15 protein-coding genes are annotated in these 13,601 nt (G+C 48.9%); 9 read left to right on the top strand and 6 right to left on the bottom strand.

Features of this window, described 5'->3' with window-relative positions; genetic code table 11:
* The first annotated feature begins 17 nt into the window (after positions 1 to 17).
* The 7 genes from infC to THIAE_RS08895 all read left to right on the top strand — a co-directional run bounded on the left by infC (position 18) and on the right by THIAE_RS08895 (position 5,564).
* Positions 18 to 575: a translation initiation factor IF-3 gene (gene infC / locus THIAE_RS08925; RefSeq protein ID WP_084332775.1), complete on the top strand. Its 558-nt coding sequence runs from the start codon at positions 18 to 20 to the stop codon at positions 573 to 575.
* A gap of 160 nt (positions 576 to 735) precedes the next feature.
* A complete protein-coding gene (gene rpmI / locus THIAE_RS08920; RefSeq protein WP_006460868.1) occupies positions 736 to 933 on the top strand; it encodes a 50S ribosomal protein L35 in 198 nt (65 codons plus the stop codon).
* A 15-nt stretch (positions 934 to 948) separates the two neighbouring features.
* On the top strand, positions 949 to 1,305 hold the full coding sequence (rplT, locus tag THIAE_RS08915; RefSeq protein WP_006460869.1) for a 50S ribosomal protein L20: 357 nt from the start codon (positions 949 to 951) through the stop codon (positions 1,303 to 1,305).
* Between the two features lie 149 nt (positions 1,306 to 1,454).
* Positions 1,455 to 2,453, top strand: a complete 999-nt coding sequence (pheS, locus tag THIAE_RS08910; RefSeq protein WP_006460870.1) for a phenylalanine--tRNA ligase subunit alpha — start codon at positions 1,455 to 1,457, stop codon at positions 2,451 to 2,453.
* Positions 2,454 to 2,480: 27 nt separating this feature from the next.
* Positions 2,481 to 4,865 (top strand): phenylalanine--tRNA ligase subunit beta, encoded by a 2,385-nt coding sequence (gene pheT, locus THIAE_RS08905; protein ID WP_006460871.1) that lies wholly within the window; start codon positions 2,481 to 2,483, stop codon positions 4,863 to 4,865.
* A 9-nt stretch (positions 4,866 to 4,874) separates the two neighbouring features.
* Positions 4,875 to 5,168, top strand: coding sequence for an integration host factor subunit alpha (locus tag THIAE_RS08900; protein ID WP_006460872.1), 294 nt, complete (start codon positions 4,875 to 4,877; stop codon positions 5,166 to 5,168).
* Between the two features lie 3 nt (positions 5,169 to 5,171).
* Entirely contained in the window at positions 5,172 to 5,564 is a 393-nt protein-coding gene (locus THIAE_RS08895; protein ID WP_006460873.1) for a MerR family transcriptional regulator, read from the top strand.
* Positions 5,565 to 5,571: 7 nt separating this feature from the next.
* Here THIAE_RS08895 and THIAE_RS08890 read toward each other — a convergent pair whose 3' ends face one another.
* The 3 genes from THIAE_RS08890 to THIAE_RS08880 are packed head-to-tail and all read right to left on the bottom strand — an operon-like array spanning position 5,572 to position 9,226.
* Positions 5,572 to 6,783, bottom strand: a complete 1,212-nt coding sequence (locus tag THIAE_RS08890; protein ID WP_006460874.1) for a glycosyltransferase family 9 protein — start codon at positions 6,781 to 6,783, stop codon at positions 5,572 to 5,574.
* An 11-nt stretch (positions 6,784 to 6,794) separates the two neighbouring features.
* A complete protein-coding gene (locus tag THIAE_RS08885; RefSeq protein WP_006460875.1) occupies positions 6,795 to 7,703 on the bottom strand; it encodes a lysylphosphatidylglycerol synthase transmembrane domain-containing protein in 909 nt (302 codons plus the stop codon).
* A 41-nt stretch (positions 7,704 to 7,744) separates the two neighbouring features.
* Positions 7,745 to 9,226 (bottom strand): ArnT family glycosyltransferase, encoded by a 1,482-nt coding sequence (locus THIAE_RS08880; protein WP_006460876.1) that lies wholly within the window; start codon positions 9,224 to 9,226, stop codon positions 7,745 to 7,747.
* Positions 9,227 to 9,333: 107 nt separating this feature from the next.
* Here THIAE_RS08880 and THIAE_RS08875 point away from each other — a divergent pair, with 107 nt between their 5' ends.
* Both THIAE_RS08875 and THIAE_RS08870 read left to right on the top strand, forming a co-directional pair.
* Positions 9,334 to 9,969 carry a glutathione S-transferase N-terminal domain-containing protein gene (locus THIAE_RS08875; protein WP_006460877.1) on the top strand — a complete coding sequence of 212 codons (636 nt, stop codon included), beginning with the start codon at positions 9,334 to 9,336 and terminating at the stop codon, positions 9,967 to 9,969.
* Positions 9,970 to 9,984: 15 nt separating this feature from the next.
* On the top strand, positions 9,985 to 10,404 hold the full coding sequence (locus tag THIAE_RS08870; protein WP_239232375.1) for a ClpXP protease specificity-enhancing factor: 420 nt from the start codon (positions 9,985 to 9,987) through the stop codon (positions 10,402 to 10,404).
* 17 nt (positions 10,405 to 10,421) lie between these two features.
* On the opposite strand, the gene mvaD is transcribed toward THIAE_RS08870, so the two are convergent.
* From mvaD to THIAE_RS08855, 3 genes are read right to left on the bottom strand one after another with little or no spacing between them, the layout of a single operon-like run.
* Positions 10,422 to 11,492: a diphosphomevalonate decarboxylase gene (mvaD, locus tag THIAE_RS08865; RefSeq protein ID WP_006460879.1), complete on the bottom strand. Its 1,071-nt coding sequence runs from the start codon at positions 11,490 to 11,492 to the stop codon at positions 10,422 to 10,424.
* Entirely contained in the window at positions 11,479 to 12,543 is a 1,065-nt protein-coding gene (locus THIAE_RS08860) for a mevalonate kinase family protein (protein ID WP_006460880.1), read from the bottom strand. The genes mvaD and THIAE_RS08860 overlap by 14 nt, the downstream gene beginning before the upstream one ends.
* Positions 12,540 to 13,601, bottom strand: coding sequence for a mevalonate kinase family protein (locus tag THIAE_RS08855; protein ID WP_006460881.1), 1,062 nt, complete (start codon positions 13,599 to 13,601; stop codon positions 12,540 to 12,542). Before THIAE_RS08855 ends, THIAE_RS08860 begins: the two co-directional genes overlap by 4 nt.

Here is a 13,601-nt window from a genome sequence, read left to right as displayed (position 1 = left end):
AGCAGGAGGATAAGGCTATCGCTGTAAGAAGAGGTCGTCCAAGACCACAACAACCCGAGTTACCGAAAGACAATATTAACGACGCCATTACTGCCAAAGAAGTGCGTTTAATCGATGCCGAAGGCGAGCAAGTGGGTGTGGTTGCCACGGCCGAAGCCTTGACCATGGCTGAAGCAGCGGGATTGGATTTAGTTGAAATTGCAGCGAAGGCCGAACCGCCTGTTTGCCGGATAATGGACTACGGTAAGTTCATTTATCAGCAACAAAAGAAACAGCACGATGCCAAGAAAAATCAAAAGCAAGTGCAAGTCAAAGAAGTTAAATTTCGCCCAGGAACTGAGGAAGGGGACTATCAGGTCAAGCTTCGCAACCTGATGCGTTTTCTTGAGCAGGGTGATCGAGTCAAGGTAACCATTTGGTTCCGTGGCCGTGAAATCACTCATAAGGAACTGGGAATGAAGATGTTGGATCGTATCAAAGGGGATGTTGAAGAGGTTGCGACCGTTGAACAAGAACCTAAGATGGAAGGTCGTCAAATGCAAATGATGATCGCGCCAACAAAAAAAGGTAAATAGTTTCGACTAGATACCGCCACAACAATCGGCTTCAGTAGTAATACTGTCGACTGGTGCAGCTCCCTCAGTGCTGTTCGTTGTTCCGACCGATTTAGCGCGTAAGCGTCAAATCACATTGTTTAAGGCAGATAGTGAAAGCTATCCAAATGCGGAGTTTGCAATGCCAAAAATTAAAACACATAGTGGCGCAGCTAAGCGCTTCAAAAAGACCGGTTCAGGCCGTTTCAAGTGCAAACAATCTCACTTGCGTCATATCCTGACTAAAAAATCAACTAAGCGTAAGCGTCAGTTGCGTGCGCCTAACATGATCCATGACCATGATGTGGCAATGGTTCGTCGTATGTTACCGTACCTATAGTCAAGGAGATAAATCATGGCAAGAGTTAAGAGAGGCGTTACCGCCCGTGCTGCGCACAAAAAAGTAATGAAGGCTGCGAAAGGTTACTACGGTGCCCGTCGCAAGCAATTTACCACAGCTAACCAAGCTGTCATCAAGGCAGGCCAATATGCTTACCGTGACCGTCGTCAAAGAAAGCGCCAATTCCGTCGTCTATGGATTGCGCGTATCAATGCGGCTGCACGTATTAATGGTATGACCTATAGCCGTTTCATTAATGGTTTAAGCAAAGCCGGTATTATGGTTGACCGTAAGGTTTTATCTGATATCGCGATTCATGATGCTGCCGCGTTTACTGCTATTGCAGCAAAAGCGAAAGCAGCACTAGCCTAAGTTGTAATACAACGGATGCGAAAAGGGGCGTAAGCCCCTTTTTTGTCATTCCAGTTTTAATCGTTAAGATTAAAAAATGATTGATGAAATTTTTAAGCTGTTTGACAAGCTAAAGATTTCATCAATATTTTTTGTTTAGGAAGCATGGCATGCAAGACAAACTCACCGCAATTCTAGCGCAAGCCAAAGATACTGTTGAGCGCGCAACGCAACTGGCTGAAGTTGAGCAACTTCGTGTTGATTTACTGGGTAAAAAAGCCGAAGTGACCGCCCTGATGAAGACCTTGGGTCAGTTATCGTCTGAAGAACGTCCATTGGTGGGCCAGCAAATTAATGATGTTAAACAGGCGATTCAGCAGCTGATTAGTGATAAAAAGCAAGCGCTAGAAACCGCTAAAATGGCCGCAGATTTAGCCCGTGAAACGATTGATGTGACGCTGGCTGGGCGTGATTTAGATTTGGGCGGCCTGCATCCGGTCACCCGGACATTAAGACGCATTGAGCAGCTGTTTGCGAAAGCTGGCTTTGATGTCGCGACTGGACCAGAAATTGAAGACGATTGGCATAATTTTGGTGCTTTAAACATCCCTGAAACCCATCCTGCTCGTGCAATGCACGACACCTTTTATATCGATGAAAGCACCGTACTGCGCACCCACACCTCCGGGGTACAGATTCGGATTATGGAAAATCAGGCACCGCCCATTCGGATTATTGCGCCAGGGCGAGTTTATCGCTGTGATTCTGATCAAACCCACACGCCGATGTTCCATCAAATTGAAGGCTTGATTGTTGAAAAGAATGCTAATTTTGCGCAACTAATGCAGTTGCTGACCGAATTCTTACAGCACTTCTTTGAAGACGATCAACTTAAAACACGCTTTCGTCCGTCTTATTTTCCGTTTACAGAGCCTTCAGCAGAGGTCGATATCGCCACTGAGCTGTTTGGTGCTGGTCGTTGGGTGGAGGTGCTAGGTTGTGGCATGGTGCATCCAAATGTATTACGCAATGTCGGGATAGACCCTGAAGAGTACACCGGCTTAGCCTTTGGACTGGGGGTCGAACGCTTGGCTATGTTGCGTTATGGTGTAAAAGACCTGCGTCAATTCTTTGAAAACGATCTTCGTTTTTTAAAGCAATTTCAATAAGTCCCAGCAAGCAAAAACGAGAAGAAGATGAAAGTAAGTGAACAATGGTTAAGAACTTGGTGTAACCCTAACTGGACAACACACGAGCTATCAGAAGCGCTAAGCCTTGCGGGATTGGAAGTGGATGATGTCGCGCCAGTTGCCCCTGATTTTAGTGGTGTGGTGGTTGCTGAAGTCGTCAGCGTGGACGCGCATCCTGATGCTGAAAAACTGCGCGTTGCGCAGGTTAATGTTGGTGATGACGCGCTAGTACAGATTGTGTGTGGTGCGCCTAACGTTCGCCCGGGCATCAAGGTTCCTTGTGCCAAAGTTGGCGCGATTTTGCCAGACAGCTTTAAAATCAAAAAAGCAAAGTTACGGGGCGTTGAGTCCTTTGGCATGCTGTGTTCGGCGACCGAGTTAGGGCTTGAGCAAGATTATGATGGTTTGTGGGAACTCGCTGCCGATTTAACCGTGGGTGAGGATATTCGTTCTGCGCTAGCCTTGGACGATCAGTTGATTGAAGTGGACTTGACGCCTAACCGTGCCGACTGTTTAAGTGTTGAAGGTTTGGCTCGTGAGTTAGCGGTTGTAAGCCATGCGCCATTTAAGACCCCGTTTGAATTGTCACCGCTAACCTTGAACGGCAGCTGTCCACAAGCTGTGGTGATTGAGGAGCAGCAGGCCTGCTTAACCTACCTTGGCTGTGTCGTAACGGACTATAACACCCAGGCTGCCACCCCAGATTGGATGGCGCAACGTTTGATCCGCAGTGGTTTGCGACCGATTTCCTTATTGGTTGATATTACCAACTATGTGATGCTGGAACTCGGTCAGCCTATGCATGCCTTTGATGCTGATAAGCTGCAAGGTCCAGTGCGGGTACGGTATGCTCAAGCCGGTGAACAGTTGGTGACCCTCGATGAAAAAACGCTACAACTTTCAGCCAATACGCTGGTGATTGCCGATGATCAAGGTCCGCTTGCGCTCGCGGGGATTATGGGCGGACTTGCTTCCTCGGTTACGGAACAGACTCAACGTCTATTCTTTGAGTGTGCCCATTTCACGCCGGATGCAATAGTCGGTAAAGCACGTCAATATGGTTTGCATACCGATTCTTCACATCGTTTTGAGCGCGGTGTCGATCCAGCATTACCTGCAAAAGCCCTGACCCGCGCTTTGAATTTGCTGCAGGCTATTGCCGGTGGCTGGGTGAGCGAATGGGTCGTTGCGGGGCAGTCCATTCAAGCAGGTCAGGCGACTAAGACGCCTATTATGCTTCGTCGAAGTCGCGTGACCCAATTATTAGGCACAGCGATTGAGGATAGCTTTATTACCCAGTTGTTGGCGCGCTTGGGGTGTCAGGTCGTTGCCAATGACCAGGCCTGGTCAGTCACACCACCGACCTACCGCTTTGACTTGACTATTGAAGTTGATTTGATTGAAGAGATTGCGCGCGTCTATGGTTATAACAACCTCGCGGTTAATCAAGCTGCGATGCCGCTTAATCTAAAACCCCTACCCGAATCTGAACAAGAGTTGCATACTTTGCGGATGGCACTGGTCGGGCGGGGTTATCATGAAGTCATTAGTTATAGCTTTGTTGAAGAGTCAGCGGTGCAGCAGTTAAGCCCTGAGATTCCTTATGTGCAAATTAAAAATCCGATCTCGGAAGACATGAGCACGATGCGCACCTCCCTGTTTCCAGGCCTGCTTGGCGTACTAAGCTATAACCAAAAACGCCAACAAGCGCGGGTGCGTATTTTTGAAACCGGTCTTATTTTTTCATTAGAAGACGGTCAAATGCAGCAGGTTCCGGTGTTAGGCGGCCTGATTTATGGCCAAGTGGCACCGGTGAGCTGGCAGTCAAACAATCGTAAGGTCGATTTTTACGACCTTAAAGGCGATGTGGAAGCCCTACTAGCCATGAGTCACTTGCATGATCAGGTCAGTTTTGTCCCCGCGCAAAGTCCGGAGTTCCATCCAGGTCAATGTGCACATATTCACTATGCTGGCCAAACCATTGGTTTAATAGGTCAATTGCATCCGCAATGGCTTAAGCCATTTGGTGTGCAAGGGCCGGTATTTATGTTTCAGATTTTCCAGGATAGCTTGTTAACCAAACAAGTGCCACAGGTAACAGGTATTTCTAAATTCCCTGAAGTGCAGCGTGATTTGGCGTTTGTCGTGGAAAAAACCTGTCCTGTGGCGAATATCTTAGCTTCGATAAAATCATTAGATAATTCACTGATTAAGCAAATCCAAGTCTTTGATGTATATGAAGGAACTGGATTGGCGGAATCTCAAAAGAGTGTGGCAATTAGTTTAAAAATCCAACATAATGATAGAACCTTAACCGATGATGAGGTTGATCAGTTGATTCAACAGGTAATAGACCGAGCGCATCAGCGTGTCGGTGCTAGTCTGCGATAAAGGAATAGCATGGGAACCTTAACAAAAGCTGATATGGCCGAAAAACTCGCTGATATGTACGGGTTTAATAAGCGTGAATCAAAGGATTTGGTCGAGCAATTTTTTAATGAAATCACCGATGTATTGATTAGCGGTGAGTGCGTCAAGATTTCTGGGTTTGGAAATTTTGAGCTGCGCGATAAGGCATCACGACCCGGACGTAATCCACGTACGGGTGAAGAAGTCGCGATTTCAGCTAGGCGAGTAGTCACCTTTAAGCCTGGTCAAAAATTACGTATTCAGGTGGATAACTACACAGGCTAAGTGATGGACAAACATCCCCAGCAGTTACAGATAGATATCGAGCTTCCAGATAAAAAATACTTCACCATTGGTGAGGTCAGTGATATTTGTCAGCTCAAATCCCATGTGCTGCGCTATTGGGAGCAGGCGTTTCCGCAGCTTAAGCCGAGTAAGCGCCGTGGTCGCCGCTATTATCAAAAAGCGGATCTATTGCTATTGTTAGAGATTAAAAGTCTGCTACACGATCAGGGGTTTACCATCCCCGGTGCCAAAGCCCGTTTAGATCAAGTGCATTCTGCGCACGGAGTGCTGGCAGAACAGCGCCTTGATGCCCCGCAGCAAGATCTACTTAGTCGCTTAACCCAACTTCATCAAGATGTGGTTGAGTTTAAGCACTATATTCAACAAACCTACTAAATTTCGACTAGCGCGCTAAATGCGCGTTCACTTCCCGATAGACCCAATCTACATCAATCGCATCCATACACACAGGATTGTTACAGGGTGTTTTACGATGATTGGCGGCACTGACACAGGGCGAACAAGCCAGTCCAGCAAAAATAGCCGTGCTATTACCTAAAGAGCCATAGAGTTTGGGTGTTTCTGGGCCAAATAACACAAAGGTTTTAAGTGGGGTAATAGCAGAAAAATGCCCCGGACCGGAATCATTCGTCACCATTAATTCACTTAGCGTGTAGAGCATTGGCATTTGTTGTAATTTAAGCTGGCCGGCAAAGTTAATGCAACGTGGGTGACCGACCTGATCTTTAAGCGTTTCCGCTTCATCAAATTCGGCCGGCGCGCCAGTGATTAAAATCAGGATATCGTCATGGCTGGCGAGCAGGCGCTGCATCAGGCTTTCAAAATTGGCCTTAGGCCAACGGCGTTGCGGCAAGAGTTCGCTGGCGTTGGGGTTGATCAGTACCAACTTGTAGGGCTGAGTGGCATAACTCGGAAACAACGTACTAACTTTATCGCGCACCGGTGCCAGCTGCGTCTCATCAAAACTGACTTGGTCGAGTTTAATCGCACTGTCCGCAATGAGCACTTTAGAGAAGGGTTGTTCATCTTGATTAAGCGGTAACGCATGGATCAAGGCGACAAAGTTTTTAGCAATGTGGAGGTGTGGGTTATAGCTGACTTTATGGGTAAGTAAATGGCCACGATAAAGGCCTTCACCATGAAAGTTATGAAAACCAACGCGTCGTGGCGCGAGGCTGGCTGCGGTTAGGAGCGCCGATACGCGTGAAAACAATTCTAAATCGACAGTGGCATCAATTCTATTGCGCCGACACCATGCAATAAAGCGCAGGCTATCCCAAATGAGTAGGCTCAGCTTGTCTTCACGCAGGGTAAAAATGTTCGTTTCAGGAATGGTGTTCAGTAGATCCAAGCTGGGTTTGTTTTTGCTAAAAATAACAAAAAATAATTCGGCACCCAGCTCGTGGCGCGTTTTTTTCATCGCGGGGTCGGCCAAAATGGTGCTGCCCATTTCAGAAAGTTCGACAAATAATACTTTAGTCGGGTTCCCCGCATTCGGGCGTACCCAATCCAGTAGTTTGGTAAATAGACTGGCTATGACACAAAGTGGAATGCCCAGGTAGTAGTCTATTTTACGCATCGTATCGACTTTCACGATTTGACTCCCTATAAGATTTTATGTTTATTGCGCACATAAAATACCAGGCCTGGTAGTGCAGCAAAAATGAGCAAAATGCCATATAAAATTGACATGGCTAACACGAGGGTGGCATCAATCCCCACCGACATAAATAAGAAAATGAGCGCCCCTTCACGTAAGCCCCAACCGGCAAAAGACAGGGGTAACACGGTTAATAAAATGGCCGGTGGAATCAGCACCAAATAGGTCACCAAGGGTTCATTGATCCCAACACTGTGGCCTATCCCAAAAATAGCAATCATCGCCAACAGATGAATTAATACCGACAAACCAAGTTGTTGGCTAATGCGTTTAGGGGTTTTATATACCAGCCGAAAGCGCTGAGATAAATCAAAAAAGAGTTTGGTAAAGGACCAGCGTTCGAGCAGGGGCAGTTTATGCAGGGCAAGCAATACAAAAAAACCTGCAAAAGCGACGAGGATTAAACCATTCACTAGATAATAAATATGGGTGGGTAATAAACTGGGGTCAATCATATTGGCGACAAGGGTAATCAGTAACAACCCTATCAGGCCGACAATACGATCGATGAATACACCATAGAAGGCTTCGCGCAACCGACCACCTTGTGATTTAACTTCTGCTACACGATAGGCATCGCCGCCAATACTGGTGGGTAACACCTGATTAAACATCGCGCCTTTAAAATAACTTTTGACATAAAAAATCAGTGGATGACTATAGCTAAGCAAGCCCATAATCAGGCTCCAGCGATAGGCTGCGACCAGTTGACTGGCAATTAAGAACACTAGCGCAAGTCCAAGCAGAAGCAAGTCGGCGCCCAGAATGGTGTGAGTGACCGCAGCAAAATCGACCTTGTAGATTAGAAAGCCCAGAATGGCAGCGGAAATGAGGAGTTTAAGATAATTAGCCAAGTTATATTAATTTTATGTCATAAGCGATGATAAATTCAGCATTATAACAAACCTTTGGGTTGGCAGAGATAGAGATGATAGTAGACACTGGGTTGGTTTGCGTCCGGGTAATCTATGCGCTCGAGTAACTGGCAGCGTTCAAAGCGCAGCGTGGCATGGTCGCGCAGTTTGTCGCCATAGTTGGGCCAAATAAACAGCGCCTGCTCAGGCAGGGTTTCGGGTAGCGGAAACCACAAATCAAATTGATCAATACGCCGATCATCGACATATACCGGCTCGGGGTAGGCATACCACGCTAGGCGGCTAGCATGGGTCCAGTTTGTGACCCACAAGGATACCGGTTGTTGCTGATCAGCCAGCTTGCTTTGCCAGGCTTGCGCGCGATCAACCACCTCCGGCCAGCCATGTAATTCTTGTAACGGATGATTGGGCGCCTTAGCCAGTTGCGGCATGACTAACAACAAATTAAGCGCTAAGGTCAGCCCTACCACCCAAATAGCGTGGATGACCACTAGGGTTTTAAGCCAGGCGCGCTGCCAATTAGCATAAAGCCAATGAATTAACAGTGGGGCTAAAAATAACCACGCCAGTGCGGTCCAGTGCGGCAGGGTCATTTTATGACCGCCGCCATACCCAAACAGCAGTAGGATCGGCAGCGCAAAAATAATCACTAGGCGGGCATTAGGTTCACGCCAAAAGCGCCACAGCCAAAGAACGCTTAACAGTCCACCGATGAATAATAACGGTCCATAAACCACCAGTTGTGCCGCTTGGCCGGCAAAAAACCGACCCAATAGCCAATTTGGATCGCGAGTGCCATGGTCAAGTTGATAGCTAAATGACAGCCACTCATGTTGATAATTCCAAATCAATATCGGGCTAATCATTAGCAAGGTCACCAACACGGCGATCCAGGTTTTTAATTGACTAAGCCAATAAAAGCGTCGTTCGATTAGCATAATCAACAGCAGTGAGATCACCAGGGTAATCGCGGTATATTTTGACAGCGCCGCCAAGCCTAAGCATAGACCAAGGCCTAACCAGGCCTGCCAGCTATTGCTTTCGCGTATGTTAAGTAACGCCAGCAAGCTTAATAAGCTAAACAGAATCAGTGGTGCTTCGGGCAGTGGGGCTAAGCCCAACAGCTGCATCATCACAGCGCTATTGACGAGCAACAAGGTCCAAAACCCTAACCAGGCCTGCTGCGGGAACAGCCTCAAGCTAACATGATAAAGCACCGCATTACTGAGCGCCCAAAGGAGTATCGCTGGCAAGCGCAATAACCACTCAGCTTGACCCAAGCTGACCGATGGAATCAGCAACCAACCAATCATCGGTGGATGATCAAAATAACTCAGCGCCGGATGCAACGCATAAAGCCCATAGTGGGCTTCGTCCACACTCAAACCGACTTGGCCGGCTAACCAAAGATGCCAGGCACTGATTAACAAAATCAGTGCGCTACTCCATTGGGCAGCCGGATGGTGAGGTAACCAAGAAGCGAAGAGGCGATTAGAGATCATCAGACATAATCTAGGCTGTTAAAGTGATAGGCTTGACATAGGGTGTATAATACTCTTATTTATCTAGAAATCACAGCCAAGCTGTGTTTTGCGCTGAGGAGTGCTTCATGTCTGATATTCCATTAACTAAACGTTCCGTTATGACCCTGTTTTCTGATCCACGAAGCCCGAACTCGCATCGTGTGCGCTTGGTGGCAAAAGAAAAGGACATCCCCATGGATGTGATCGAAGTCGATCCAGATAACCTACCGGAAGATTTAGTTGAGTTAAACCCTTATGCGTCTTTGCCAACCCTCGTTGATCGTGATCTGATTCTCTATGATGCGCAGGTGATTATTGAGTATTTAGACGAGCGTTATCCGCACCCGCCTTTAATGTCGGTGGACCCGATTTCAAAAGCGCGTTCACGCCAGCAGTTGCGTCAAATTGAAACCGAATGGTATCCGTTAGTTGAAACCATTGTACGTAATGAAAACGCGGATGCGGTTAAGGTTGCGCGTCGTGATCTAACCGAGCGTTTGATTCAAATGATTCCGGTCTTTGCGCATCGTCCGTTCTTTATGAGTGATGACTATACCTTAGTCGATGCCAGTTTAGCGGTATTGCTATGGCGTTTACCGTCATTGGGCATTGATTTACCTAAATCAGCGAAAGCCATCACCGACTATTCAAATCGTTTGATGGAACGTGAAATGTTTAACGAAAGCTTGTCTGATGACGAGCTTGATATGAATGATGCCTAAGCCGTTTAAGGAGAGATGATGATTTCGAATCGTCCTTATTTAATTCGCGCGATTTACCAGTGGATTGTTGACAACGATTGGACGCCGCATATCCAAGTCGATGCGAATTATCCAGGTGTGCTGGTGCCGCAACAGCATGTGCAAGATGGTGTGATTGTGCTTAATCTTGCGCCATCCGCGGTACAGGGTTTGGATATGGATAACGCGCTGTTTACTTTTCGCGCCCGTTTTTCCGGCGTTGAACAGCGTTTGGCTGTGCCACCGCAAGCGGTATTGGCGATCTTTGCGCGTGAAAATGGTCAGGGTATGCCGTTACCGCCTGAGCCTTATCCTGAAACGGCAATGGCTGACGAAGGCGCGGATGCATCAGCGCCTAAGTCGGGCAAGTCTGCTAAGCCGACGGCTAAAAAACCTGGCTTACGCCGGATTAAATAGGCTGTGGCTAGCTAGTCTTAGCTGGCCGCTTGCGTATCAGGCTTAGCAAAAGGTTCAATCACCTTAAGACCCGAAAAAGCGGCACTGACCGCTTTTTTTTGTGCCGCTAAAAACAGCAGTTTTAAATTCGGTCCGGCATCCATCGTAAAATACACCTCCACACCTTGTTGGCGTAATGCCCAGACCTTTTGCATAGCGATCACCGATTCGGCTTGCCAATAGAGCAACGGCGGCCAGCTGGCAATCATCGTGGCATGCATACTGAGCGCGTTGTGCTCGGCTGTTGCGCCTAGTTGGCTAAAATCCTGTTGTTGAATAGCGTTAATAATCACTGCTTTGTCGCGCTCTGCTTGCGCTGGCCAAGCACTATAGAGGGCACAAGCTGCCGTGGTTTGTTGCATACCTGCGGTGGAGCCGACCGGCTTTTCAGCGACATCAATTTCAACCAGCCCGACACAAAAGTCCGGCCAAGGTGCATCTAAGGCTTCGGCAAAACTGTCTAAACCCTGCTCACTTTGTCCCGCATGCCAAATTGCAAAGCCAGGGAACAATGAGCGGCTGGCGCTGCCACTGCCCAAACGCGCTAGCAAAGACAACTGCGTGGCGGGAAGTTGCCAGTTAAATAAATCATCCAGCGCTAATACCAATGCGGCGTAGCCCGATGCTGATGAGGCTAAACCGGCGGCGGTTGGCACGGTGTTGTGCGTAATCACTTCAAAAAAAGGCACCTCAGCGGTGCGAAATAAATCCAAAAACTGGCTCAAGCGGTGCGCAAACGGCTGGTGCGCATCGAGCTGCTGGCCATTTAAGCTGATACGATCTTGTGCAGTCACTTGTTGGCTCGAATCGGATGCAAGCGGGCGCAGGGTCGTGTCGGTGCCTAAGCCGGGTAGGCTGATTGATACCGAACCATTTTGCGGCAGATTTAAAATCGTATCCCGTTTGCCCCAATATTTACTGAGCGCAATATTGACCGGCGCGTGACCTTTGCCCTCTAATTTTATGGTGCTAGCTGACGAGCAGGCCTGCTTACCTGTTGCGAGGACAGCTTGTACAAAAGCAACTTGACGTGGGTTAGGCGTGGGCATGACGGCGGTCCTCGCTGTGTGAAGAGGGTGAGTCTGAAGGGTCTGTTAATTGCGCTAGCGGTGTCATGCTGGCACCTTGCACGGTGATGGGCAAACAAAAATGTGACCAGGCCTGCAAGGACGCATCTTGTAAGCCATGTTGTACCGCGCCGGGATGATGGCTAAAGGCAATAATACAATCGCCTAGCCCTGAGCCAGAAATTTTCGCAGCGCCCATGTTGGGGAGTTGGCTGACCAGGCTAATCAGTTGGTCAAGCGTCTTATCATTCACGCCAAGCTGAACCATGCAATCTTGATAGTGATTTACGCTGGCATAAAAGTCTGACCAGGCCTGCTGCGTTATGGCCTGATAAGCCTGATGGGTAACCTGTCCCATCTGCTGGTAGAGCTGGTCACGCTCAACGGGTCGATGCTGCCAATGCTGGGCAACCCAAGCCAGTACCTCCGCCGTAGGCGTTTTATAGCCGGCATAGACTAGCCCAAGTTGCAAAAGCGCATAATGTGCAGGCGCGAGCGGAGTGATTTGCGGGGTCGGTTGCTCTGGGCGCTCTGGTTGCAGATAAACCAAACCGCCGTGAATACTCGCCGCGAGATCCGCAGCAGAGCCGCGCCCTTGACGTTGGCGAATAATCCTGCGACCCAGCTGCCAAAGTTCAAGCAGACTGTACTGGCTGGCGGTGAGGGTATTTAAGCCCACTAAACAGGCCGCCAGCACGGCGGCCGAGCTGCCTAACCCAAATTGGGTGCCAATATGACTGGTTATGCTTAATTGCCAGCCCTGCTGTGCGTCCCGCAGCGCCGGCGCAAAGGCGAGCAGCGCATCACCCACAAAGCCCAATTGCGGATGGATTTCAAGCTGCGCTAGGGAAGTTGTATGTTGCGCCAGTTCACTATTAATAACCAGGTCGGTCGAATCCAGTGGTGTCCAGTCAATCGTCAGCCATTGATCCAGGGCGGCTACTAATGCAGGTTGACCATAGACCACTGCGTGTTCGCCCATGATCATGGTATTGGCCGGTGCACGACTTTGCCACAAGGGGAATGGCGTCATTTGATCGCTCCGTTTGCGGCCAACTTAGTCCAGGTTAGCCCAGCTGAGCCTAATTGAATGGGTTGTGCGCGCCAGCCTTGTGTTTGGCAAATCGCATCCGGTGGCGTGTCACCCAGATAAAGCAATACCCCACCGGCATCGCCTGCAATACTGCCGGCGCCGCAGAGTTTCACGCCGCCAAGCTGTTGCAGCTGTGCAATCGGTGCATCGAGTGCGCTAGGTACGACGCCGAGTTGTCTAAGCAGTTGGTGATTGTGATTAAGTTGCAGTTTTAGTGCGTTTAGATCTTGGGCTAACCAGGCCTGCTGCATTAGTTCTGTGACCTGCTTAAATTCAGGCCAAATAGCCGCTTGCGTATCATAGCGTCGTGCCACATCACTGACACATTCACCGGTGCTACTGTGTGGCGCACCGGTATCAATTAACCAGGCTGACAAGGGCCAGGATGGCAGGGCCGTGAGTCCGGTTGCGCGTTCAAATCGGCCAGCGCCGCCCAATGCAATAATACTGGGATCAAGGCCACTGGAGCGACCATGTTGCCAATTTTCGAGGTGTTGCGCCTGCTCAATCAGCACGGCTAAAGTGAGATCATCGCTTACATTGGGTCGCTGTGCATTACGCCAGACGGCCAAAAGTGCCAGCAAACAAGCCGCTGAACTGCCCAAACCGCGGCCTAACCAGGCCTGGGAACGGATTTGAATTGAGCAGGCCTGCTGCTGAATCAGAGGTGAAATAGCGCCATGGCTTAAGACTAATATCACCAGATCACTCGGGCGAGTAAGTAGTTGGTCAATCGTCAGCTGGCCTTGTTGAAAGGCGCGGTAACGCTGCTGCAAAATCGCACCGCGTGCCAACACGTCATGCCAGCTAAATGAATAGTGACGGGTAAAGTCGATTAAATCCAGTGTTAAACCGGCTGGTTGAGTTGAATCAAGGGTTAAAGTGACCTGCGTGGGTAAATCAATGCTCGTGGCTAAGGCAGGGCAGCCATAGAGTACCGCATGCTCACCACTTAAAATGAGCTTGGCGGGAGCCTGCGCGTGCAGTTGCTCCCGCAT

Source organism: Thiomicrospira aerophila AL3 (genome assembly GCF_000227665.2).
In the GTDB taxonomy this organism is placed as follows: domain Bacteria; phylum Pseudomonadota; class Gammaproteobacteria; order Thiomicrospirales; family Thiomicrospiraceae; genus Thiomicrospira; species Thiomicrospira aerophila.
This window is presented reverse-complemented; position numbering and strand designations above follow the sequence as displayed.